At 72.8% G+C, this 23,963-nt stretch carries 18 protein-coding genes and 1 pseudogene; 13 read left to right on the forward strand and 6 right to left on the reverse strand.

What is annotated here, in order from left to right:
- The first annotated feature begins 50 nt into the window (after nucleotides 1–50).
- The 3 genes from LE181_RS19530 (at nucleotide 51) to LE181_RS19540 (ending at nucleotide 2,462) form a co-directional block, all read left to right on the forward strand.
- Complete coding sequence (locus LE181_RS19530; RefSeq protein ID WP_225662598.1) at nucleotides 51–1,208, forward strand: acyl-CoA dehydrogenase family protein; 1,158 nt, start codon at nucleotides 51–53, stop codon at nucleotides 1,206–1,208.
- Nucleotides 1,209–1,274: 66 nt separating this feature from the next.
- Complete coding sequence (locus LE181_RS19535; RefSeq protein WP_225662599.1) at nucleotides 1,275–2,162, forward strand: acyl-CoA thioesterase; 888 nt, start codon at nucleotides 1,275–1,277, stop codon at nucleotides 2,160–2,162.
- A gap of 60 nt (nucleotides 2,163–2,222) precedes the next feature.
- Nucleotides 2,223–2,462, forward strand: coding sequence for a hypothetical protein (locus LE181_RS19540; protein ID WP_225662600.1), 240 nt, complete (start codon nucleotides 2,223–2,225; stop codon nucleotides 2,460–2,462).
- On the opposite strand, the gene LE181_RS19545 is transcribed toward LE181_RS19540, so the two are convergent.
- On the reverse strand, nucleotides 2,459–3,244 hold the full coding sequence (locus LE181_RS19545) for a phosphatase (RefSeq protein WP_225662601.1): 786 nt from the start codon (nucleotides 3,242–3,244) through the stop codon (nucleotides 2,459–2,461). The two genes, LE181_RS19540 and LE181_RS19545, sit on opposite strands and share 4 nt — an antisense overlap.
- A 187-nt stretch (nucleotides 3,245–3,431) precedes the next feature.
- Between LE181_RS19545 and speB the strand changes: the two genes are divergently transcribed.
- The 4 genes from speB to LE181_RS19565 all read left to right on the forward strand — a co-directional run bounded on the left by speB (nucleotide 3,432) and on the right by LE181_RS19565 (nucleotide 12,221).
- The gene (gene speB / locus LE181_RS19550) at nucleotides 3,432–4,403 is read left to right on the forward strand and encodes an agmatinase (protein WP_190111655.1); all 972 of its coding nucleotides are present in this window, start codon (nucleotides 3,432–3,434) and stop codon (nucleotides 4,401–4,403) included.
- Between the two features lie 238 nt (nucleotides 4,404–4,641).
- Nucleotides 4,642–6,807 (forward strand): potassium-transporting ATPase subunit KdpB, encoded by a 2,166-nt coding sequence (kdpB, locus tag LE181_RS19555; RefSeq protein ID WP_225662602.1) that lies wholly within the window; start codon nucleotides 4,642–4,644, stop codon nucleotides 6,805–6,807.
- Between the two features lie 104 nt (nucleotides 6,808–6,911).
- Nucleotides 6,912–10,649, forward strand: coding sequence for an ABC transporter ATP-binding protein (locus tag LE181_RS19560; protein WP_225662603.1), 3,738 nt, complete (start codon nucleotides 6,912–6,914; stop codon nucleotides 10,647–10,649).
- A gap of 138 nt (nucleotides 10,650–10,787) precedes the next feature.
- Nucleotides 10,788–12,221 (forward strand): S28 family serine protease, encoded by a 1,434-nt coding sequence (locus tag LE181_RS19565; RefSeq protein WP_225662604.1) that lies wholly within the window; start codon nucleotides 10,788–10,790, stop codon nucleotides 12,219–12,221.
- A gap of 31 nt (nucleotides 12,222–12,252) precedes the next feature.
- Here the strand turns inward: LE181_RS19565 and LE181_RS19570 are convergent, their stop codons facing one another.
- On the reverse strand, nucleotides 12,253–12,885 hold the full coding sequence (locus LE181_RS19570) for a hypothetical protein (protein ID WP_225662605.1): 633 nt from the start codon (nucleotides 12,883–12,885) through the stop codon (nucleotides 12,253–12,255).
- A gap of 140 nt (nucleotides 12,886–13,025) precedes the next feature.
- On the reverse strand, nucleotides 13,026–13,931 hold the full coding sequence (locus tag LE181_RS19575; RefSeq protein WP_225662606.1) for a LysR family transcriptional regulator: 906 nt from the start codon (nucleotides 13,929–13,931) through the stop codon (nucleotides 13,026–13,028).
- 111 nt (nucleotides 13,932–14,042) lie between these two features.
- Here LE181_RS19575 and LE181_RS19580 point away from each other — a divergent pair, with 111 nt between their 5' ends.
- Complete coding sequence (locus LE181_RS19580; RefSeq protein ID WP_225662607.1) at nucleotides 14,043–15,017, forward strand: EamA family transporter; 975 nt, start codon at nucleotides 14,043–14,045, stop codon at nucleotides 15,015–15,017.
- On the opposite strand, the pseudogene LE181_RS19585 reads toward LE181_RS19580, so the two are convergent.
- Nucleotides 14,899–15,681 (reverse strand): annotated as a pseudogene (locus tag LE181_RS19585) (sugar phosphate isomerase/epimerase family protein); the annotation flags it as partial. The gene LE181_RS19580 and the pseudogene LE181_RS19585 sit on opposite strands and share 119 nt — an antisense overlap.
- A gap of 82 nt (nucleotides 15,682–15,763) precedes the next feature.
- Between LE181_RS19585 and LE181_RS19590 the strand changes: the two are divergent.
- The 5 genes from LE181_RS19590 to LE181_RS19610 all read left to right on the forward strand — a co-directional run bounded on the left by LE181_RS19590 (nucleotide 15,764) and on the right by LE181_RS19610 (nucleotide 22,902).
- Nucleotides 15,764–16,915: a Gfo/Idh/MocA family protein gene (locus LE181_RS19590; protein WP_225662608.1), complete on the forward strand. Its 1,152-nt coding sequence runs from the start codon at nucleotides 15,764–15,766 to the stop codon at nucleotides 16,913–16,915.
- The gene (locus LE181_RS19595; protein WP_225662609.1) at nucleotides 16,912–18,066 is read left to right on the forward strand and encodes a dihydrodipicolinate synthase family protein; all 1,155 of its coding nucleotides are present in this window, start codon (nucleotides 16,912–16,914) and stop codon (nucleotides 18,064–18,066) included. The genes LE181_RS19590 and LE181_RS19595 overlap by 4 nt, the downstream gene beginning before the upstream one ends.
- A complete protein-coding gene (locus tag LE181_RS19600) occupies nucleotides 18,063–18,896 on the forward strand; it encodes a sugar phosphate isomerase/epimerase family protein (RefSeq protein WP_225662610.1) in 834 nt (277 codons plus the stop codon). Before LE181_RS19595 ends, LE181_RS19600 begins: the two co-directional genes overlap by 4 nt.
- Before the next feature lie 312 nt (nucleotides 18,897–19,208).
- Nucleotides 19,209–21,443 carry an SF1B family DNA helicase RecD2 gene (gene recD2 / locus LE181_RS19605; RefSeq protein ID WP_225662611.1) on the forward strand — a complete coding sequence of 745 codons (2,235 nt, stop codon included), beginning with the start codon at nucleotides 19,209–19,211 and terminating at the stop codon, nucleotides 21,441–21,443.
- A 169-nt stretch (nucleotides 21,444–21,612) separates the two neighbouring features.
- Nucleotides 21,613–22,902, forward strand: coding sequence for a citrate synthase (locus LE181_RS19610; RefSeq protein WP_225662612.1), 1,290 nt, complete (start codon nucleotides 21,613–21,615; stop codon nucleotides 22,900–22,902).
- 447 nt (nucleotides 22,903–23,349) lie between these two features.
- On the opposite strand, the gene LE181_RS19615 is transcribed toward LE181_RS19610, so the two are convergent.
- A complete protein-coding gene (locus tag LE181_RS19615; protein WP_372458417.1) occupies nucleotides 23,350–23,610 on the reverse strand; it encodes a heavy-metal-associated domain-containing protein in 261 nt (86 codons plus the stop codon).
- Nucleotides 23,611–23,702: 92 nt separating this feature from the next.
- Complete coding sequence (locus LE181_RS19620; protein WP_225662614.1) at nucleotides 23,703–23,909, reverse strand: helix-turn-helix transcriptional regulator; 207 nt, start codon at nucleotides 23,907–23,909, stop codon at nucleotides 23,703–23,705.
- Nucleotides 23,910–23,963 lie beyond the last annotated feature (54 nt).

Here is a 23,963-nt window from a genome sequence, read left to right on the forward strand (position 1 = left end):
CCGGCCGGTAGCTTCGCTGAGCAAGCGCTTACACAGCCGGAGGGAGCGTCATGCGCCGTACCGTCTTCACCGAGGACCACGAGGCGTTCCGCGAGACCGTCCGCGACTTCATCGCCGCCGAAGTGGTGCCCTTCCACGAGGAGTGGCGCGAGGCGGGCGCGGTCCCGCGCGACTTCTACAAGAAGCTCGGCGCACTCGGCGTCTTCGGCATCGAGGTCCCCGAGGAGTACGGCGGCGCCGGCCAGCGCACGTTCAAGTTCCAGGCCGTCCTCACCGAGGAGTGCGCCCGCGCCGGCGTCAGCTTCGGCAGCGCCGGCGTTCACACCGCGCTGTGCCTGCCCTACCTCCTCGCCTACGCGACCGAGGAGCAGAAGCGGCGCTGGCTGCCGCCGTTCGTCTCCGGCGACATGATGACCGCCATCGCCATGACCGAGCCCGGCACCGGCTCCGACCTGGCCGGCATGAAGACCACAGCCAGGCTCTCCGAGGACGGCACGCACTACGTCCTCAACGGCGCCAAGACCTTCATCACCGGCGGCGTCCAGGCGGACCGCGTGCTCGTCTGCGCCCGCACCGCCCCCGCCACCCCCGAGGACCGGCGCGGCGGACTGTCGATCCTCGTCGTCGACACCGCCTCCGAGGGCTACGCGGTCGGCCGCAAGCTGGAGAAGCTCGGCCTGAAGACCTCCGACACCGCCGAGCTCTCCTTCACCGACGTCAAGGTCCCCGCCGGGGACCTGCTGGGCGAGGAGGGCAAGGCGTTCGGCTACCTGACGCACAACCTCCCGCAGGAGCGCCTGGGCATCGCCGTCAACGCCTACGCCCAGTCGGTCGCCGCCCTGCGGTTCGCCCAGGAGTACGTGCAGGACCGCACGGTCTTCGGCCGGAGCGTGGCCTCGTTCCAGAACACCAAGTTCGTCCTGGCCGACTGCCGGGCGGACGTCGACGCGATGGAAGCCGTCGTGGACCGCGCCCTGGAGGCCCACGACGCGGGCGGGCTGTCCGCGGCCGACGCCGCCTCGGTGAAGCTGTTCACCACCGAGCGCGCGGCCGTCGTCATCGACAAGTGCCTGCAACTGCACGGCGGATACGGCTACATGATGGAGTACCCCATCGCCCGCCTGTACGCGGACACCCGTGTCACCCGCATCTACGGCGGTACGAGCGAGGTCATGCGCTCGATCATCGCCAAGTCCATGGGCCTGTAGGGCGCACCCGCCGCAGCCCCGGAACCCCCACCACCGCACCCCCGCCTGTCAAAGGACCACCGGCCGATGAGCGAGCCCCTCACCCCCCTGGACGACCTGCTGGGCCTGCTCGACCTGGAACGGATCGAGCGGGACATCTTCCGCGGCACCACCGCCGGCCAGGTCCTCGTACCGCGCGTCTTCGGCGGGCAGGTCGCCGCCCAGGCGCTGGTGGCCGCGGGCCGCACCGTCCCCGCCGACCGCCCCGCCCACTCACTGCACTCCTACTTCCTGCGCCCCGGCGACCCCGACGTGCCGATCGTGTACACCGTCGACCGCATCCGCGACGGCCGCTCGTTCACCACCCGGCGCGTGGTCGCCGTCCAGCACGGCCACCCGATCTTCCACCTCTCCGCGTCCTTCCAGACGCACGAGGAGGGGCTGGAGCACCAGGAGCCGATGCCGCCCGCACCGGACCCGCTCACCCTGCCCACCCCCGCCGAGCTGCTCTCCCGCTACGCCGGCCGGCTGGGCGGCCAGGAGGTCGTGGACCGCATCCTGGAGGCCCGCGGGGCCGTCGACCTGCGCTACGCCGACGCGCCGCCGTTCGCCAGCGTGGGCGAGCCGCGCGAGCCCACGTCGCAGGTGTGGTTCCGGACGAACGGCAAACTGGCGGACGACCCGCTGCTGCACATCTGCCTGGCCACCTACGTCTCCGACATGACGCTCCTGGACTCCGTCCTGCTGGCCCACGGGCGCGGCGGCTGGGCCGTCGGCGACGTCGTCGGCGCGAGCCTGGACCACGCCATGTGGTTCCACCGGCCCTTCCGCGCCGACGAATGGCTGCTGTACGACCAGGAGAGCCCCACCGCGCAGGGCGGCCGGGGGCTCGCGAAGGGCAGGATCTTCACCGCGGACGGGAAGCTGGCCGTTTCGGTCATCCAGGAGGGCGTCGTCCGCGTGCCGCGGGGCTGAGCGGCCGTCTTACCCTGGTGACCGGCCGTCAGGGGGACGGTCACCGGGGAGAGGACGACGATGACGCGCGCCGCAGCGACGATGCCGATGGTGACGAGGGCCCTGCTGATCACCACGGGAGTGGTGATGCTGGCGCTGGGCATCGTGCTGTTCTTCTTCTGGCACGCCGAGGTCGTCGAACTCACCGGCTCCGCCAGGGTCGTGTCCGGGCTCGGCCTGCGGGCGGCCGAAGCCGCCGTGCTCTACGGCGGCTCCTGGCTGGTCGTCCGGGGATGGAACGGCGGCCGCAGCGCGGCCTAGCCAGCCAGCCCCGCCGCATCCAGCAGGTACGCCGTCATCGGCTCGTAGTAGCGCGGGTCGAGGACGTGGTCGTCCAGGGGCACCGCCACCTGCAGGGTGCCCTCCGCCTCGGCGAGGAAGAGCGCCGGGTCGTTGCAGTCCGCGTAACCCACCGTGTCGATGCCGCGCTGGGCCGCGCACCCCGCCCAGCCGTGGTCGGCCACCACCAGGTCCGGCAGCAGCCGGCCCTCGCGCAGCAGACCGTCCAGGATCGCGGCCATCGGGGCCGGGGAGTGCGTGTGCCACAGCGTCGCCCCGCGCTCGTACACCGCCACGTCCGCGACCTGGTACACCGAGCCGTCGTCCGCCCGCAGCCCGCTGGGGATCGAGACGATCTCGCACCCCGCCGCCCGCAGCGCGGCCGCCGTCGTGCGGTGGACGTCCAGCAGCCCGCCCGGGTGCCCGGTGGCGAACAGCACCCGCTGCCGGCCCTCCGCCGCCTTGCGCAGGAACGCCGCCATCCGCTCCAGCGCGGCCACCGTCAGCTCCGGGTCGATCGAGTCCTGGCCCATCCGGTGGTCCAGGTCGTCGCTCACGCCGCAGCGCTCCGCCATCACGGCCAGCACGTCCTGCTCGTCCCGCCAGCGGTCGCCGAGCTCCACACCGAACCAGTAGTGCCGGTCGCCCTGCGCGAGCCTGCGGTAGTGGGCGAGGTTGTTCTCACGGGGCGTGGCGACGAGGCCCGCGATACGCGTACGGACGAGGTGATCGATCAGTTCGGTACGGCTGGGTGGTATCGGCATGGGCTCATTCTCCCCCCGGAGTGCGCGATGGACGCCGTGTCCATATGGCGAAGCCGGACCCTTCAGTTCCGTACATGTGCGGAATCCGCCTCCCTGCCTACCCTCGGGTACGTCCATCGCCGCTGCTCCGACGTTGACGTGACCGTGACCCGTCGGCGCCCCGTCCGTGATCCGAGAGGCTTCCCGCATGAGCACCCCCGCCCCCCGTGAACCGCGCGGCCCCGTCGACTCCTCCCGCATCCCGCGCTACGCGGGCCCGGCGACCTTCGCGCGCCTCCCGCGCCTCGACGAGGTCGGCACCGCCGACGTCGCCGTCGTGGGCGTGCCCTTCGACACCGGCGTCTCCTACCGCCCGGGCGCCCGCTTCGGCGGCAACGCGATCCGCGAGGCTTCGCGCCTGCTGCGCCCGTACAACCCGGCCCAGGACGCCTCGCCCTTCGCCCTCGCGCAGGTCGCGGACGCCGGTGACATCGCCGCGAACCCGTTCAACATCGACGAGGCCGTCGAGACCATCGAGGGTGCGGCGGACGACCTGCTGGGCACCGGCGCCCGCATGATGACCCTGGGCGGCGACCACACCATCGCGCTGCCGCTGCTGCGCTCGGTGGCGAAGAAGCACGGCCCCGTCGCCCTGCTGCACTTCGACGCGCACCTGGACACCTGGGACACCTACTTCGGCGCCGAGTACACCCACGGCACGCCGTTCCGCCGCGCCGTCGAGGAGGGCATCCTCGACACCGAGGCGCTGTCCCACGTCGGCACCCGCGGCCCGCTGTACGGCAAGAAGGACCTCACGGACGACGAGAAGATGGGCTTCGGCATCGTCACCTCCGCGGACGTGATGCGCCGCGGCGTCGACGAGATCGCCGACCAGCTGCGCCAGCGCGTGGGCGACCGCCCGCTGTACATCTCCATCGACATCGACGTCCTGGACCCGGCCCACGCGCCCGGCACCGGTACGCCCGAGGCGGGCGGCCTGACCTCCCGCGAGCTGCTGGAGATCATCCGCGGCCTGTCCTCCTGCAACCTGGTCTCCGCGGACCTGGTGGAGGTCGCCCCGGCCTACGACCACGCCGAGATCACCTCCGTGGCGGCCTCGCACGCGGCGTACGAGCTGACGACGATCATGTCCCGGCAGATCGCCGCCGCCCGCGGCTGAGCCCACCCGGGGCCATGGCCCCGGACCCCCGCTCCGCACCCGCCGGAGGGGCCGCCATCCCGGCCCCTCCGGCGTTCGCGCACCCGGGGCGGCCACGTGGCGGCGTAAAGGCCACGTAAGGCCGTGCCCCGCCGACGACAAGGGGGCGTCAGGACGCGACCACGCCCCGTGTCCGGACGGTTTGCTGAGGCGGTCATCCCGACCGCCGCACCCCGACCGTCGAAGGCCACCTCCGCTGATGCTGCCCCTGGCGCCCGAAGCCCCCGAACAGCACCCCGCACCGCAGGCCCCGGCACCGCGCCGGGCTGCCGTGTCCCGACGAGCCCGCCGGCACCGCCGCGTCGGCGGCGGGCTCGTCGAGCCACGGCAGCTGATCACCTGCCTCCCGGAGGCCGTCCGCAAGCTGCACCCGCGGGTGATGGTCCGGCACCCCGTGCTGTTCGTCGTCGAGGCGGGCTCCGTGCTCACCACGGTCTCCGCGCTCCTCGACCCCTCCGTCTTCACCTGGCTCATCAGCGTCTGGCTCTGGCTCACCGTGGTCTTCGCCAACCTCGCCGAGGCCGTCGCCGAAGGACGCGGCAAGGCCCAGGCCGAGACGCTGCGCCGCACCCGCAGCACCACCGTGGCCCGCAGGCTGCGCACCTGGCGGGTGAGCATGGACCGCCGGGACTGGGCCGAGGAGCGCGTCCCGGCGAGCGACCTGCGGCCGTACGACTTCGTCGTCGTCGAGGCGGGCGAGACCGTGCCCGGCGACGGGGAGGTCGTCGACGGCGTCGCGGCGATCGACGAGTCGGCGATCACGGGGGAGTCCGCGCCCGTCGTGCGGGAGCCGGGCGGCGACCGCTCGGGCGTCACCGGCGGCACGACCGTGCTCTCCGACCGCATCGTCGTCCGCATCACCTCGCGCCCCGGCCACACCTTCCTCGACCGCATGATCAGCCTGGTCGAGGGCACCAGTCGGCAGAAGACCCCCAACGAGCTGGCGCTGCACATCCTGCTGGCCTCGCTCACCGTGATCTTCATCCTGGCCGTGGTGTCGCTGCAGCCCATGGCCGGCTGGGCGGGCGCCCCGCAGACCATCACCGTGCTGGTCGCCCTGCTGGTCACCCTCATCCCGACCACCATCGGCGCCCTGCTGTCCGCCATCGGCATCGCCGGCATGGACCGGCTCGTGCAGCGCAACGTCCTCGCCCTGTCCGGCCGGGCCGTGGAGGCCGCCGGCGACGTCAACACACTTCTGCTGGACAAGACCGGCACCATCACCCTCGGCAACCGCCGGGCCGCCGCCTTCCTGCCCGTCCACGGCATCCCCGCCGAGCTCCTCGCCGACGCCGCCCAGCTGTCCTCGCTCGCCGACGAGACGCCCGAGGGCCGCTCCATCGTGGAGCTCGCCCGGCAGGAGTTCGGCATCGAACGCTCGGAGGGCGAGCTCGTGCACGGCCGCTTCGTGCCGTTCAGCGCCGGGACGCGCATGAGCGGCGTCGACTTCTCCTTCGAGGGCGACTTCTGCCGCATCCGCAAGGGCGCGGCGAGCGCGGTGGGCGCCTGGGTCACCCGGCGCGGCGGCACGGTCCCCGCCGAGGCCGAATGGATCGCCGACTCCGTCGCGGCCGGCGGCGGCACCCCCCTGCTCGTCGCCGTCGAGGACGCCGACGGGCCCCGGGTGCTGGGCGCCGTCCACCTCAAGGACGTCGTCAAGCCAGGCATCGCCGAGCGCTTCGCGGAGCTGCGGGCCATGGGCATCAAGACCGTCATGGTCACCGGCGACAACCCCCGCACCGCCCGTGCCATCGCCGCCGAGGCCGGGGTCGACGACTACCTGGCCGAGGCCACGCCCGAGCAGAAGCTGGCCCGCATCAAGGAGGAGCAGACCGGCGGCAACCTCGTCGCCATGACCGGCGACGGCACCAACGACGCCCCCGCCCTCGCCCAGGCCGACGTCGGCGTGGCCATGAACACCGGCACCTCCGCCGCCAAGGAGGCCGGGAACATGGTCGACCTCGACTCCGACCCCACCAAGCTCATCGAGATCGTCGAGGTGGGCAAGCAGCTGCTGATCACCCGCGGTGCCCTGACCACCTTCTCCATCTGCAACGACGTCGCCAAGTACTTTGCGATCGTCCCCGCCATGTTCGGCGGTGTCGCCGGCTACGAGGGCCTGGAGAAGCTCAACGTCATGGGCCTGCACAGCCCGACGTCCGCCATCGCCTCCGCGATCGTCTTCAACGCGCTCGTCATCGTCGCACTGATCCCGCTGGCGCTGCGCGGCGTGCGCTACGCCCCCTCCTCCGCCCATGCGCTGTTGCGCCGCAACCTGAGCCTGTACGGGCTCGGGGGCCTCGTCGCGCCCTTCGCCGGGATCAAGCTCATCGACCTGCTCATCCAGTACGTACCGGGCATGTGACCCGTACCCGGCCTGCCGATTTCGTTGCGGCGGGATGAAATCCGCAGACCGGAGCGTTGGGGCCTTCCGTCAGAACAGGGGAGCGGGGCAGCGGGAGGTCTCGGGTGGCGGCGACGGACACAACCGGTCAGGGGTGGGCCAGGAGGCTCACGTCGTACTGCTGGCGGTATCGCACCGCGGTACTGCTCGCGCTCGGATCGTCCCTCGCCGGCATGGCCGTCATGGCGCTCGTCCCGCTCATACCCAAGCTGATCATCGACGACGTCATAGGCTCCCACCAGCGTCCCCTCGCCCCCTGGGCCACCCTCCTGGTGGCCGCGGCGGTCGTGGTCTACGCCCTGACCTACGTCCGGCGCTACTACGGCGGCCGGCTCGCGCTCGACGTCCAGCACGACCTGCGCACCGAGATGTACGCGGCGCTCGCCCGCCTCGACGGCAAACGGCAGGACGAGCTGTCCACCGGGCAGGTCGTCGGCCGGGCCACCAGCGACCTCCAGCTGATCCAGAGCCTGCTGTTCATGTTGCCGATGATGATCGGCAACATCCTCCTCTTCGTCATCTCGCTCGTCGTGATGGCGGTGCTCTCGCCGCTGCTCACCGTCGTCGCCCTCGCCGTCGCCCCCGCCCTGTGGTTCCTGGCCCGGCACAGCCGCACCAAGCTCTTCCCCGCCACCTGGTACGCGCAGGGACAGGCCGCCGCCGTCGCGGGCGTCGTGGACGGTGCCGTCACCGGCGTGCGCGTCGTCAAGGGCTTCGGGCAGGAGGCGCAGGAGGCCGGGAAGCTGCGCGAGGTCGGCCGCCGGCTCTTCGCCGGCCGGATGCGCACGGTCCGGCTGAACGCCCGCTACACCCCCGCCCTGCAGGCCGTGCCCGCGCTCGGGCAGGTCGCCATGCTGGCGCTCGGCGGCTGGATGGCCACCCGCGGGCAGGTCACGCTCGGCACGTTCGTGGCGTTCTCCACCTACCTCGCCCAGCTCGTGGCGCCCGTACGGATGCTGACCATGGTCCTGACGGTCGGGCAGCAGGCCCGGGCCGGCGTCGAGCGCGTCCTGGAGCTCATCGACACCGAGCCGGTGGTGCAGGAGCGCGACGGGGCGCACGAGCTGCCCGAGGACGCTCCCGCCATGGTCGAGTTCGACGACGTCACCTTCGGCTACGACCCCGCCCACCCCGTCCTCGACGGCCTCTCGCTGCGCGTCGAGCCCGGCGAGACCGTCGCCGTCGTGGGCGCCTCCGGCAGCGGCAAGTCCACCCTCGCCCTCCTGCTGCCGCGCTTCTACGACGCCTCCTCCGGCGTCGTGAAGGTCGGCGGCCACGACGTGCGCGACCTGACGCTGTCCTCGCTGCGGGCGGCCATCGGGCTCGTGCCCGAGGACAGCTTCCTGTTCTCCGACAGCATCCGCGACAACATCGCCTACGGCGTCCCCGGCGCCACGGACGAGCAGGTCCGGGCGGCGGCCCGGGCCGCCCAGGCGGACGGCTTCATCACCGCCCTCCCCGACGGCTACGCCACCCGCGTCGGGGAGCAGGGCCTGACCCTCTCCGGCGGCCAGCGCCAGCGCATCGCGCTCGCCCGGGCGATCCTCACCGACCCGCGGCTGCTGCTCCTGGACGACGCGACCTCGGCCGTCGACGCCCGCGTGGAGCACGAGATCCACGAGGCCCTGCGCGGCGTCATGGCCGGCCGGACCACCCTGCTCATCGCCCACCGGGCCTCGACCCTCGCCCTGGCCGACCGCATCGCCGTCCTCGACGGCGGCCGGCTCGTCGACGTCGGCACCGCCGAGGAGCTCCAGGCCCGCTGCGAGCGCTACCGCACGCTGCTGACGGACCCCGAGGAGCTCGCCGGAGTCGGCAAGGACCCCGCTGGCGCCGTCCTGGCCGACACCCTGGCCGACGCCTCCGGCCACTCCGGCGGCCGCCCCGTCGCCGACGGCGTCACCCCCCACCTGTGGATCCGCAAGGAGACCCCCGACGTCCCCGGGCACGGGCACGGCGCCCTCGCCGGCATGCCCGCCACGCCCGAGCTGCTCGCCGCGGTGGACGCCCTGCCGCCCGCCACCGACACCCCCGGCATCGACGAGGAGCAGGCCGCACGGCCGGAGGAGTCGTACGGCCTGCGGCACCTGCTGCGCGGCTTCGGGGCGCCGCTGGCGGTCAGCCTGCTGCTCGTGGCCCTCGACGCCGTCGCCGGCCTGCTGCTGCCCGTGCTGATCCGGCACGGCATCGACCAGGGCGTCCAGCGCATGGCACTGGGCGCCGTGTGGGCCGCGTCCGGCCTCGCCCTGCTCGTCGTGCTGGCACAGTGGGCCGCGCAGGTCGGCGAGATGCGGATGACCGGGCGGACGGGCGAGCGCGTCCTCTACGCGCTGCGCGTGAAGATCTTCGCCCAGCTGCAGCGGCTCGGCCTCGACTACTACGAGCGCGAGCTCACCGGCAAGATCATGACCCGGATGACGACGGACGTCGACGCCATGTCGACGTTCCTGCAGACCGGTCTGGTCACGGCCGTGGTCTCCGTCTTCACCTTCTTCGGCATACTCGTCGCCCTCCTGGTCCTCGACGTCGAGCTGGCCCTGGTCGTGCTCGCCACGCTGCCCCCGCTGATCCTCGGCACGGTCCTCTTCCGCCGTCAGAGCGTCAAGGCGTACGAGCTCGCCCGCGAGCGCGTCGGCGTCGTCAACGCCGACCTGCAGGAGAGCGTCGCGGGGCTGCGCATCGTGCAGGCGTTCCGCCGCGAGGCACCGGGCGCCCGGCGGTTCGCCGAGCGCAGCGCGTCCTACCGGCAGGCGCGGGTGCGCGGGCAGTGGCTGATCTCGGTGTACTTCCCGTTCGTCCAGCTGCTGTCGTCCGTCGCCGCGGCCGCGGTGCTGATCGTGGGCGCGGGCCGGGTGAGCGACGGCACGCTGACGGCCGGCGCGCTGGTGGCGTACCTGCTCTACATCGACCTGTTCTTCGCGCCCGTGCAGCAGCTCTCGCAGATCTTCGACGGCTACCAGCAGGCGACGGTCTCGCTCGGCCGGGTGCAGGACCTGCTGCGCGAACCGACGACGACGCCGGTGGCCCGGGAGCCGCGCGCGGTGAGCGGACTGAGCGGCGAAGTCGTCTTCGACGACGTGTCGTTCCACTACGGCGCCGGCGACGAGCAGCCCGCCCTCTCCGGCATCCGGCTGACGATCCCCGCCGGTCAGACCGTCGCCTTCGTCGGCGAGACCGGCGCGGGCAAGTCGACGCTGGTCAAGCTGGTGGCGCGCTTCTACGACCCCACCTCGGGGGCCGTTCTGGTCGACGGCCGCGACCTGCGCGAGCTGGACCCGGTCGGCTACCGGCACCGGCTCGGCGTCGTGCCGCAGGAGCCGTACCTCTTCCCCGGCACCGTGCGCGACGCCATCGCCTACGGGCGCCCGGACGCGAGCGACGCCGAGGTCGAGGCGGCGGCCCGGGCGGTGGGCGCGCACGAGATGATCGCCACCCTGGACGGCGGCTACCTGCACACGGTCGCCGAGCGGGGCCGCAACCTCTCCGCCGGACAGCGGCAGTTGATCGCCCTGGCCCGTGCCGAGCTGGTCGGCCCGGACGTGCTGCTGCTGGACGAGGCGACGGCCGCGCTGGACCTGGCGACCGAGGCACTGGTCAACCAGGCCACGGACCGGCTCGCAGGGCGGCGCACGACCCTGGTGGTGGCGCACCGGCTGACCACGGCCGCCCGCGCGGACCGCGTGGTCGTCCTCGACCACGGCCGGGTCGTGGAGGACGGTCCGCACGAGCGGCTGCTGGCGCAGGACGGGCGGTACGCGGAGCTGTGGCGGACGTTCAAGGGGGAGGTCGTCCCCGCCGCCTGAGCCCGGCGCAGGCAGGCGCAGCACCGGCGCAGGCCGGCGCGGACCGGCGCTGCCAAGATCACAACCGACTGCCCCTGGCGTGGCGGATGTTGCCCCCGGTAGGTTCGCGGCGACCTTTGCGAACCCAGGGGAGGGCGCATGCGCAAGGCTGTCAGAGCGCTGCTGGCACTGACCATGTCCATAGGGGCGGTCGGTGCCGGCGGCGCGACGGCGGGTGCGGCGACGACCGCCGACACCGCGCCGGACATAAAGCAACGCATCCTGAGCATTCCGGGGATGACCTTCGTCGAGGAGAAGCCCTACGAGGGCTACCGCTACCTCGTCCTGAACTACAAACAGCCCGTCGACCACCGCAACCCGGCCAAGGGCACCTTCGAGCAGCGCTTCACCCTGCTGCACAAGGCCACGGACCGGCCGACGGTCTTCTTCACCTCCGGCTACAACGTCAGCACCAACCCGTCGCGCAGCGAGCCGACCCGCATCGTCGACGGCAACCAGGTGTCGATGGAGTACCGCTACTTCACCCCGTCGCGGCCCCAGCCCGCCGACTGGTCGAAGCTGGACATCTGGCAGGCCGCCAGCGACCAGCACCGCCTCTTCCAGGCGCTCAAGCCGGTCTACAACAAGAACTGGCTGGCCACCGGGGGCAGCAAGGGCGGCATGACGGCCACCTACTTCCGGCGCTTCTACCCTGACGACATGAACGGCACCGTCGCCTACGTCGCACCCAACGACGTGGTCAACAACGAGGATTCCGCCTACGACCGCTTCTTCGCGGGCGTCGGCGACAAGGCGTGCCGCACGCAGCTGGAGTCCGTGCAGCGCGAGGCGCTGGTGCGCCGCGACGAGATCGTCGCCCGCTACCAGAAGTGGGCGGACGCCAACAAGAAGACGTTCAAGGTCGTCGGCAGCGCCGACAAGGCGTACGAGAACGTCGTCCTCGACCTGGTGTGGGCCTTCTGGCAGTACCACCTGCAGAGCGACTGCAAGACCGTCCCGGCGACCAAGGCGTCCACGGACGAGCTCTACAAGTTCATCGACGACATCTCCGGCTTCGAGGCGTACACCGACCAGGGCCTGGAGCAGTTCACGCCGTACTACTACCAGGCGGGCACCGAGCTCGGCGCGCCGACGTTCAGGTCGCCGCACCTCAAGGGCCTGCTGCGGTACCCGGGCATCTACCAGCCGCGCAACTACGTGCCGCGCGACATACCGATGACCTTCCGCAACGGTGCGATGGCGGACGTCGACCGCTGGGTGCGCGAGGACAGCAAGCGCATGCTGTTCGTCTACGGGCAGAACGACCCGTGGAGTGCTGAACCGTTCCGCCTGGGCAAGAACGCCGCGGCACGGCACGACTTCCGGTTCTACGCGCCGGGCGGCAACCACGGCAGCAAGATCTCCGACCTCGTCGCCGACGAGCGCGCCGTGGCCACCGCCGAGGTCCTGCGCTGGGCGGGCGTCGCCCCCGCCGCCGTGCAGAAGGACGAGAAGCACGCCAAGCCGCTGGCGCCGTACGACGCCAAGCTCGACCGCACGCCGGTGGAGAAGCGGAACACCCTGCGGCCGTAACGCCGTGCCCGGCCCCCGGGGCCGAGGCCCTTCAGGGCAGGCGGCGGGCGCACCCCACGGGTGCCCCGCCGCCCACCTGTACGTACAGGTCCGTCTCCGGCGGGCAGTCCTCGCGGGCGGCGACCGTCTCCTCCACCCGGAACTCCGGGGCGGGGCCCTGTGCCCCCTCGCAGGCGGTCTCCTTCACCACCCCGCGCCGCTCGGTGTACACGCAGTCGCCCGCGACCGTCAGCGGGCCGCCGCCCCTGCCGGGGTCGCCCGGGTGCGGGGGCCGCAGATTGCGCATGCAGGCGTAGCCCTCCGGGGCGCTCTCGGACTCCGACGTGCCGGTGTTGACGGCCGTGATGTGCAGGACGAAGTCGGTGGCCTCGGGGCAGCGCGGACCCCCGGCCTGCGGGCCGTAATAACGGGCGAGGACGCTCGCGGCGGCCTGCTCGCTCGCACAGTCCACCTCCTCGTAGGCCGGCCGGCCCCGGCCCGTGCACGCACCACGGCCCAGGAACGTCGGGTTGCGGCCCGCCTCGGCCGGCGACAGGGCGGCCTTCTCGCCCTGGGCGACGTTCCCCGCGCCGGAACGGGCCGGGGCGTGACAGCCCGTCAGTGCGCACGCACCGCACAGGACGGCCAACGCGAACAGCGCCTCCGGCAGCGCGCGATGGCGCATGATCTCCCCCAACCCGCCGTGCGAGCCTCAAGAGTTACCCGATGGCCACCAGCGCACGCCAGGCGTGCGGGAGGGTGTGCGGAGGGTGGCCGCGCCCCCCGCGGCCGTCCACCGGGCGGTCCGCCGCCGGCACAGGGAGTTCAGACGGTGCGCCGGGGCCAGACGGACCGCAGGTGCCGCACCGTCTCGGTGATCGCCGGCCGGCGGGAGGCGCCCGTGCGCCAGTACGCGAACAGGCGCCGCACCGGGACGGGATCGAGGGAGACCTCCACGACCCCTTCCGGCAGCGGGCCGCGGCCCAGCCTGGGCATCAGGGCGATGCCCAGGCCGGCCGCCACGAGCGCGACCTGGGTGTGGTTCTCGGCCGTCTGGTAGGCGAGGTCCGGCTCGGCGCCGGCGGCCCGCAGCGTGCGCACGAGCCAGTCGTGGCAGACCGTGTCGGCCGGCTGGCAGATCCAGCGCTGGTGCGCCAGGTCCCGGTGGTGCAGGCCCTCCCGGCCGGCCAGCGGGTGTCCCGCCGGCACCAGCAGGTCGCACAGGTCGTCGCCGATCCACACCCGCTCCAGGCCCTCCGGAGCGGGCAACGGGTTGATGTCCCACTCGAAGGTGACCGTCAGGTCCAGGACGCCCTGGGCCACCTGGCCGACGGACAGGTGCGGGTCGACCTCGACCAGACGCGCGTCCAGGGCGGGGTGTTCGCGGCTGAGCCCGGCCAGCGCACCGGGCAGCAGGCCGCGGGCGGCGGAGGCGAACGCGCCGATGACCAGGCGGCCGGCCGGCACCCCGCGCCGCTCCTCCAGGTCGGTCTCCGCCCGCTCGACCATGGCCAGCAACTCCTGCGCCGTCGCCGCCAGCCGGGCCGCCGCGTCGGTCAGCACCACGCCCCGGCCGCGGCGTTCGAGCAGCGTGGTGCGGGTCTCCCGCTCCAGCTTGGTGATCGACTGCGAGACGGCGGAGGGGGTGTATCCCAGCGCGTCGGCCGCGGCGCTCACCGAACCGTGCACGGCGACGGCGTGCAGAGCCCGTAGGCGCGACAGGTCCAGCATGGTCTTCCCACCCCCATGGTCCCAGCGCCCGCGTCGTTTGAGCGCTGCTGAACTCCATCATGAAGAAATGTGTGCTGGTGCTACATGGTCGGCTGCCGTGATGCTCCTCGCATGCGTCCGTTGCACATCGTCCTGGCCGTCCTCATAGCCGCCCTGTGGGGCGTCAACTTCGTCGTCATCGATGCGGGGCTCGACCACTTCCCGCCCCTGCTGTTCTGCGCGTTGCGCTTCCTCGCCGCCGCCCTGCCCGCCGTGTTCTTCGTCGGACGGCCACCGGTGAAGTGGCGGTGGATCATCGGCGTGGGGCTGGTGCTCGGCGTGGGCAAGTTCGGCCTGCTGTTCATCGGGATGCGGGCCGGCATGCCGGCCGGGCTGTCCTCTCTGGTGCTCCAGATCCAGGCGGTCTTCACCGCCCTGTTCGCCATGGCCGCCCTGGGCGAACGCACCGGCCGGTCCCGGCTGGCCGGCATGGGCGTGGCCCTGGCCGGCATCGTCGTGGCGGCCGTCGACGAGGGCACCTCCGGGCCGCTCCTGGGCTTCGCCCTCGTGGTGGCCGCGGCCGCCTTCTGGGGCGTCTCCAACGTCCTGACCCGCAAGGCGGCGCCCCCGGACGCGCTGCGCTTCATCGTCTGGGTCAGCTGCGTCCCCGTGCTGCCCCTGCTGCTGCTCTCGCTCCTCTTCGAAGGGCCGGACGCCGACGCCGAGGCGCTCGGCTCGCTCGACTGGACCGGCGTGGGAGCCGTCCTCTTCGTCGCCTGGGTCTCCACCGTCCTGGGCTTCGGCGCCTGGGGCTTCCTGCTGCGCCACTACGACGCCTCCGCCGTCGCCCCCTTCACCCTGCTGGTGCCCGTCTTCGGCATGTCGTCGGCCGCGCTGCTGCTCGGGGAGCACGTGAGCGCGCTGCGCTGGTCCGCGGCGGTGCTGCTGGTGGGCGGCGTCGCGCTCACCTCCCGCGCGGGGCGGCGGCCAGCAGCCCCCGCAGGTACTCGGCCCCCGGCCCCGCCAGTTGCAGGAAATCGGCCGCCTGCGGATGCCAGCGCTTCTCGTACTCCCAGCACAGCCAGCCGTCCCAGCCGGCCCGCGTGAGCGTCCCCACGCAGGCACCCAGGGGCAGTACCCCCGCGCCCAGCGGCAGCGGCGCCGTCTCCTCCGCCGAGGCGACGTCCTTGACCTGCACGTAGCCCAGGTGGGGGGCCAGGGCGGGGAAGCTGGCGGCGGGTTCCTCCCCGCCCAGCCAGGTGTGCAGCACGTCCCAGAGCGCGCCCACGCTGCCGTGCCCCACCGGGCCCAGGACGCGCACGGCGTCCTGCGCCCGGCGGTGCGAGTCATGGGTCTCCATCAGCACCCGCACGCCCGTGTCCGCCGCGAGCGGCGCCACCGTCGCGAGCCGGCGCGCCGCGACCTCGTCGGCCTCGCCGGCCGGCAGGTCCTCGCCGCCGGGGAACACCCGTACGTACGGCGCCCCCAGGTCCGCGGCGAGCCGGACCAGGTCCTCCAGCTCCTTCAGGACCGGTCCGTCGGGCCCGGGTGCGGCCACGCGCGCGTACCCGGCCGCGGCCAGGACCGCCACGCCCGCGTCCGCGAAGGCCAGGGCCGCGGCGGCCCGGCCGGCGGGGGAGAGACCGGGGTGCACCGGTTCCTCCGGATGGACGCGCAGCTCGACCCCGTCGTAGCCGTACGCGGCCGCCAGCCGCGCCACGTCGGGCAGGGACATCCCGGGCACCCCGAGGGTGGAGAACGCCAGCTTCATGCACATCGGTTTCCCCGCATCCCGGCGGGAAATGCCCTTGGTGCCGAAGACGGCCGATCCGACGGCGGGAGGAGACCGGCCGATGACCGTCAGGACCCTGCGCATCGCCATGAACGGCGTCACCGGCCGCATGGGCCACCGCCAGCACCTCGTCCGCTCCGTCCTCGCCCTGCGCCGGCAGGGCGGCGTCGACGTCGGCGACGGCACCGTGCTGTGGCCGGAGCCGGTGCTCGTCGGACGGGACGGGCCCCGGCTCAAGGCGCTCGCCGCCCGCCACGGGATCGCGCACTGGTCCACCGACCTCGACGCCGTCCTCGCCGACCCCGCCGTCGACGTCTACTTCGACGCGCAGGTCACCGCCGCGCGCGAGGCGGCCCTGCGCAAGGCCATCGCGGCGGGCAAGCACGTGTACTGCGAGAAGCCCACCGCCACCGGCCTCGCGGGCGCCCTCGCCCTGGCCCGGCTCGCACAGGAGGCCGGGGTGCGGCACGGGGTCGTGCAGGACAAGCTCTTCCTGCCCGGCCTGCGCAAGCTGAAGCGGCTCGCCGACAGCGGCTTCTTCGGACGGGTGCTCTCCGTGCGCGGCGAGTTCGGCTACTGGGTCCACGAGGGCGACCGGCGGCCCGCCCAGCGACCCTCGTGGAACTACCGCGCCGAGGACGGCGGCGGCATAGCGGCCGACATGTTCCCCCACTGGGAGTACGTCCTGCGCGAGCTGTGCGGGCCCGTACGGGCCGTCCAGGCACGGCTGGCCACCCACATCCCGCGCCGCTGGGACGAACAGGGCGACGCCTACGAGGCGACCGCCGACGACGCGGCCTACGCCGTCCTCGAACTCCAGGGCGGCGCCATCGCCCAGTTCAACTCCTCCTGGGCCGTACGGGTGCACCGGGACGAACTGCTGGAGCTGCAGATCGATGGCACCGAGGGCTCGGCCGTCGCCGGGCTGTGGCACTGCCGCGCCCAGCATCGCACCGCCACACCCCGGCCCGTGTGGGACCCCGACGCCCCCGCCCGCGAGGACTACCGCGCCCAATGGCACGAGGTGCCCGGCGACGGCCGGGACGACAACGCCTTCAAGGCGCAGTGGGAGCTGTTCCTGCGGCACGTGGCCCTCGGCGGGCCCTGGCGCTTCGACCTGTTCGCGGGCGCCCGCGGGGTGCAGCTGGCCGAGATCGCCCGCCGCTCCTCCGACGAGGGGCGCCGGCTGACCGTCCCGGAGGCGACGCCGTGATCCGGCTGCCGGACGCCACCGGGGCGCTGCGCCGCTACGAGTCCCGGCGGACGGCGGCGCCCCTGCCGCCGGGGCCGCCTCCCGCGAGCCGGACGCTCTTCGCGGCGGCCCACGTCGTCGCGGACCCCTTCGGCAACACCACCCCCTACGGCCCCGCCACCCTCGACTGGGAGACCACCCTCGCCTTCCGCCGCCACCTGTGGGAGCACGGCCTGGGCGTGGCCGAGGCCATGGACACCGCCCAGCGCGGCACAGGGCTGGACTGGCCGGCGGCGGCCGAGCTCGTCCGCCGCTCCGCCGCCGAGGCGCGGGCCGTGGGCGGCCGCCTGGTGTGCGGGGCCGGCACGGACCAGCTGACGCCGCCGTACGGGCGCCTGGAGGCCGTCACGGCGGCCTACGAGGAGCAGCTGGCGGTCGTGGAGGCGGCGGGCGCCCGGGCCGTCCTGATGGGCTCCCGGGCCCTGGCGGCCCTCGCCACCGGACCGGAGCCCTACGAGGAGGTGTACGGGCGGCTGCTGCGCCAGACGGCCGCGCCCGTGATCCTCCACTGGCTCGGCCCGGTGTTCGACCCCGCCCTGGAGGGCTACTGGGGCAGCACCGACGTCGACGCCGCCACCGGCACGCTGCTGAGGATCGTCGCCGCCCACCCGGACAAGGTCGACGGGGTGAAGGTGTCCCTGCTGGACGCCGGGCACGAACGGGCGCTGCGGCGCCGGCTGCCGCCGGGCGTGCGGTGCTACACGGGCGACGACCTCCACTACCCCGGCCTCGTCGAGGGCGACGGGCACGGCCACAGCGACGCCCTGCTCGGCGTCCTCGACCCCCTGGGCCCGCTGGCCGCCCACGCCGTGCGGCGCCTGGACCGCGGTGACCGGCGGGGCTTCCGGGCCCTGCTGGACCCCACCGTCGAGCTGGCCCGGCACCTCTTCGCGCCGCCGACGCGCTGCTACAAGACGGGCATCGTCCTGCTGGCCTGGCTCGCCGGTCACCAGGGGCACTTCGCCATGGCCGGCGGACTGCACGCCGCCCGCCCGCTGCCGCACCTGGCGCGCGCCTACGAACTTGCCGACTCCCTCGGCCTGTTCCCCGACCCCGAGGCGGCGGAGGCCCGCATGGCCGCCCTGCTGGCCGTCCACGGGGTGGAGCGGTGACGCCGGGCCTGGAGAGGTTCAGCCTCAACCAGCAGACGGTGCGCCAGTGGTCGCTGCCCGAGCTCGTGGCGGGCTGCGCGGCCGCCGGGGTGCGCGCCGTGGGGCTGTGGCGGGAGCCCGTGCGGGCGTACGGCACCGCGGCGGCCGCCCGGCTCGTGCGCCGTGCCGGACTGACCGTCAGCAGCCTGTGCCGGGGCGGCTTCCTCACCGCGGCCGACCCGGCGGGCCGGGCCGCCGCACTGGCCGACAACCGGGCCGCCGTCGAGGAGGCGGCCGCCCTCGGCACGGCCACCCTCGTGCTCGTCTCCGGCGGGCTGCCGGCCGGCAGCCGCGACCTGCACGGCGCCCGCGAACGGGTCGCCGACGCCCTCGCCGGGCTGGCCCCCTACGCGGCCGGGCACGGGGTGCGGCTGGCGATCGAGCCACTGCACCCGATGTTCGCCTCCGACCGCTGCGTGGTCTCCACCCTCGGTCAGGCCCTCGCCCTGGCCGGGCGGTTCCCCGCGGAGCAGGTGGGCGTGGTCGTGGACACGTACCACCTGTGGTGGGACGACACGGTCGCCCGACAGCTCGTCCGGGCGGGGCGGGACGGCCGCATCGCGGCCTTCCAGCTCGCCGACTGGGTCACCCCGCTGCCCGAGGGGGTCCTGCTGGGCCGGGGCCAGCTGGGGGAGGGGTGCGTGGACCTGCGGTGGTTCCGCGAACGGCTCGACGCCGCGGGCTACGCGGGCCCCGCCGAAGTGGAGATCTTCAGCCCGGCGCTGTGGCGGCGGCCGGGCGCGGAGGTGCTGGCCGAGGTGCTGGAGCGCTATCGCGAGCACGTGCTGTGAACGGACGTTCCCTACGGTAGGTAAAGGAATGGTAACGCCTCGAAATCGCTGCAACCCTTCGGCGGTCTGGAGGGTCGTTAGGTACATCAGGCTTCCTGGGGAGGGATCCGGGGGGATTCGGAGGAAGCCGGTTCCGGGGGGAACGCGAGGGGCTCGGTCGTCGGACCGGGCCCCTCGAATCACGTGCGCCGCCACGGGGCGTCGTCCGGACCGCCGCGCGGCGCCGAACGGAATCCCGGCCGTCCGCGAAGCGGAATCCCGGCTATCCACAGGCCCGAACGCCCTGTCGGACCCCGGCGGTACCGTCGGGGCATGGTGCAACTGGCAGTGGTCGAAGGTGTCCTCGAACGGATCACCTACGCCAACGAGGAGAGCGGGTACACGGTCGCCCGCGTCGACACCGGCCGTGGCGGCGGCGACCTCCTGACGGTGGTCGGCTCGCTCCTCGGCGCCCAGCCGGGCGAGTCGCTGCGCCTGGAGGGCCGTTGGGGCTCCCACCCGCAGTACGGCCGGCAGTTCACCGTGGAGAACTACACGACGGTCCTCCCCGCCACCATCCAGGGCATCCGCCGCTACCTGGGATCCGGCCTGATCAAGGGCATCGGCCCGCGCATCGCCGACCGCATCGTCACCCACTTCGGCACCGACACCCTCGACGTCATCGAACAGGACCCCCGGCGCCTGATCGAGGTCCCCGGGCTCGGCCCCAAGCGCACCGAGTCCATCGGCGCCGCCTGGGAGGAGCAGAAGGCCATCAAGGAGGTGATGCTCTTCCTGCAGGGCGTCGGCGTCTCCACCTCCATCGCCGTGCGCATCTACAAGAAGTACGGCGACGCCTCCATCTCCGTCACCCGCAACCACCCCTACCGGCTGGCCGCCGACGTCTGGGGCATCGGTTTCCTCACCGCCGACCGCATCGCCCAGTCCGTCGGCATCCCGCACGACAGCCCCGAGCGCGTCAAGGCGGGCCTGCAGTACGCCCTGTCCCAGTCCACCGACCAGGGCCACTGCTTCCTGCCCGAGGAGCGGCTGATCGCCGACGCGGTGAAGCTGCTGCAGGTCGACACCGGCCTCGTCATCGACTGCCTCGCCGAGCTGGCCGCGCCGGGCGGTGACGGCGAGGACGAGCCGGGAGTGGTCCGCGAGCAGGTTCCCGGGCCGGACGGCGGGGAGCCGGTCACCGCCGTCTACCTCGTCCCATTCCACCGCGCGGAGCTCTCCCTCGCCGGGCAGGTGACCCGGCTGCTGCGCACCCCGGACGACCGGCTGGCCGCCTTCCGGGACGTCGACTGGGTCAAGGCCCTGCACTGGCTCGCCGGCCGGACGGGCGCGGAGCTCGCGCCCGAGCAGCAGGAGGCCGTCCGGCTCGCCCTCACCAGCAAGGTCGCGGTCCTCACCGGCGGGCCGGGCTGCGGCAAGTCCTTCACCGTGCGGTCGGTGGTCGAGCTGGCCCGGGCGAAGAAGGCCAAGGTCGTGCTGGCGGCGCCCACCGGCCGGGCCGCCAAGCGCCTGTCCGAGCTCACCGGCGCCGACGCCTCCACCGTCCACCGGCTGCTGGAGCTCAAGCCCGGCGGTGACGCCGCCTACGACCGCGACCGGCCGCTGGACGCCGACCTGGTGGTGGTCGACGAGGCGTCCATGCTCGACCTGCTGCTGGCCAACAAGCTGGTCAAGGCCGTGGCCCCGGGCGCCCACCTGCTGCTCGTCGGGGATGTGGACCAGCTGCCCTCGGTGGGCGCCGGCGAGGTGCTGCGCGACCTCCTGGCCCCGGGCAGCCCCGTCCCGGCCGTCCGGCTCACGCGCATCTTCCGGCAGGCACAGCAGTCCGGCGTGGTGACGAATGCACACCGCATCAACTCCGGGGTGCCGCCCATCACTCAGGGGATGAAGGATTTCTTCCTCTTCGCCGAGGAGGACACCGAAGAGGCGGGCCGGCTGACCGTGGACGTGGCCGCCCGGCGCATCCCCGCCAGGTTCGGGCTCGACCCGCGGCGTGACGTGCAGGTGCTGGCACCCATGCACCGCGGTCCGGCAGGAGCGGGAACGCTCAACGGGCTGCTGCAGCAGGCGATCACGCCCGCCCGGCCCGACCTGCCCGAGCGGCGCTTCGGCGGCCGGGTGTTCCGCGTCGGCGACAAGGTCACCCAGATCCGCAACAACTACGAGAAGGGGCAGAACGGAGTCTTCAACGGCACGGTGGGCGTGGTCACGGCGCTGGACGCCGTCGAGCAGCGGCTGACCGTGCGCACCGACGAGGACGAGGAGGTCGGCTACGACTTCGACGAGCTGGACGAGCTCGCCCACGCCTATGCCGTGACCATCCACCGCTCGCAGGGCAGCGAGTATCCGGCGGTGGTGATCCCCGTCACCACGGGTGCCTGGATGATGCTGCAGCGCAATCTTCTCTACACGGCCGTTACCCGGGCAAAGCGTCTCGTGGTGCTGGTCGGCTCCCGGCGTGCGCTGGCACAGGCGGTGCGCACGGTGTCGGCGGGCAGGCGTTGCACGGCGCTGGATCACCGCCTCGGAGGTGGCATTCGTCTCTGAGCGGTTTACCAATCCGGGCGAAGGGGGCAGGATGGGCAGGCTGGACGGCACTCAGTGCCGTCTTTAGGCCCTATGGCCGACCCCGAGTGCACGTACATCGTCCAAATGGGGGAAGGTAGGGGTAGTCAGGGCACCTCGAAGAAGAGGCACAACGTCGGTGAGGGATGACGTGAGCGACAACTCTGTAGTACTGCGGTACGGGGACGGCGAATACACCTACCCGGTGGTCGACAGCACCGTCGGCGACAAGGGCTTCGATATCGGCAAGCTCCGTGCGCAGACCGGTCTGGTGACCCTGGACTCCGGCTACGGCAACACCGCCGCCTACAAGTCCGCGATCACCTACCTCGACGGCGAGCAGGGCATCCTGCGCTACCGCGGCTACCCGATCGAGCAGCTCGCCGAGCGCAGCTCGTTCCTGGAGACGGCGTTCCTGCTGATCAACGGTGAGCTGCCGACCGTCGACGAGCTCGCGGCGTTCAAGGGTGAGATCACCCAGCACACGCTGCTGCACGAGGACGTCAAGCGGTTCTACGACGGCTTCCCGCGCGACGCCCACCCCATGGCCATGCTGTCGTCCGTCGTCAGCGCGCTGTCCACCTTCTACCAGGACAGCCACAACCCGTTCGACGAGACGCAGCGCCACCTCTCCACGATCCGGCTGCTCGCCAAGCTGCCGACGATCGCGGCCTACGCGTACAAGAAGTCGATCGGTCACCCGGTCGTCTACCCGCGCAACGACCTCGGCTACGTCGAGAACTTCCTGCGCATGACCTTCTCGGTGCCCGCCGCGGAGTACGAGCTGGACCCGGTCGTCGTCAGCGCCCTGGACAAGCTGCTGATCCTGCACGCCGACCACGAGCAGAACTGCTCCACCTCGACCGTGCGTCTGGTCGGTTCCTCGCAGGCGAACATGTTCGCCTCGATCTCCGCGGGCATCAGCGCCCTGTGGGGCCCGCTGCACGGCGGTGCCAACCAGTCGGTGCTGGAGATGCTGGAGGGCATCCAGGCCAACGGTGGCGACGTCGACTCCTTCATCCGCAAGGTGAAGAACAAGGAGGACGGCGTCCGCCTGATGGGCTTCGGCCACCGCGTCTACAAGAGCTTCGACCCCCGGGCGAAGATCATCAAGGCGGCGGCGCACGATGTCCTCTCGGCGCTCGGCAAGTCCGACGAGCTGCTGGACATCGCGCTGAAGCTGGAGGAGCACGCGCTCTCCGACGACTACTTCGTCTCGCGCAACCTCTACCCCAACGTGGACTTCTACACCGGTCTGATCTACCGGGCCATGGGCTTCCCGACCGAGATGTTCACCGTGCTCTTCGCGCTCGGCCGGCTCCCCGGCTGGATCGCCCAGTGGCACGAGATGATCAAGGAGCCCGGCTCCCGCATCGGCCGCCCGCGCCAGATCTACACGGGCGTCGTCGAGCGCGACTTCGTGCCGGTCGAGCAGCGCTGACCCCGGCGCAGCCCCTCTGTACAGCGGCGCCCCGCACCGTCACGGTGCGGGGCGCCGTCGTATGTCCGCGGCCGCACACGCGGGCACTGCGTACGTGTAGGCACCAAGTGAAAAGCGCCCCGGCTCCGATCCCCCCACGGGTCGGAGCGAGGCGCTTTCCTGTCCCGGCGCGGATTCCCCCCACGGGATCCGGCCAGGAGCGGACGGACGCGATCTGCCGGGACGCGTACGTACGGGAGGGCCGCTCAAAGCTCCCCGGGTACGTGCCCCGGCCACGCGTGGCCGGTCCGTCCCCCAAGACGATCCAGCACTGCCTGGTTAGACCAATGTCCCCCCGGGATGGTTACCTCCCAATCCCTGTGATCTAGGTCTCGCGGAGCAACGGGGCGTAAAAGGGCAAGACCCTACTTGTGGGGATTGCGTGAAGAAAGGCCCGGCCCGGACGGCTCAGGCGTGGCCGGTGAGCTCGTATCCGGCCTCGTCCACGGCGGCGCGGACGGCCTCGTCGTCCAGCGGTGCGGCGGAGACCACCGTGACCAGGCCCGTGGCGGCCACGGCCGCGACCGAGGTCACGCCGGCAAGCGCGGAGACCTCCTCGGTGACCGCGGACTCGCAGTGGCCGCAGGTCATGCCGGTCACCTTGTAGACGGTGGTGGTCATGGGCGTACTCCTCGGGAAGTGTCGTGCTCGTGCCGTCCGGCACGTCACAGCACTGTACCCCCCGGGGGTATTCCCCGGGGGGTGAAGGGCAGGGATTGAAGGTTTCTGCGGGCCGGTGGGGCGGTGGGTGGGGAGAAGGGTCAGGACCGGCCGCGCGCGCGTCCGTTGCGGCCGGGCCGCTGGGTCACCCAGGTGCGGATGGTGTCGGCGAACCAGTAGGGTCTGCCGCCCTCCGTGAGGTCGGGGGAGGGAAGCAGTCCGTGCTTGCGGTACGAGCGCACGGTGTCGGTCTGCACGCCGATGTGCGCGGCGATCTCCTTGTAGGACCAGAGTCGACGGTCGGTCATCTCTCGCGCCTCTCCGCTGCGCCGCAGCCACGGAGGGGGTCCGTTGGGGGAGCT

Source organism: Streptomyces sichuanensis (assembly GCF_020328095.1).
Taxonomy (GTDB): domain Bacteria; phylum Actinomycetota; class Actinomycetes; order Streptomycetales; family Streptomycetaceae; genus Streptomyces; species Streptomyces cinnamoneus.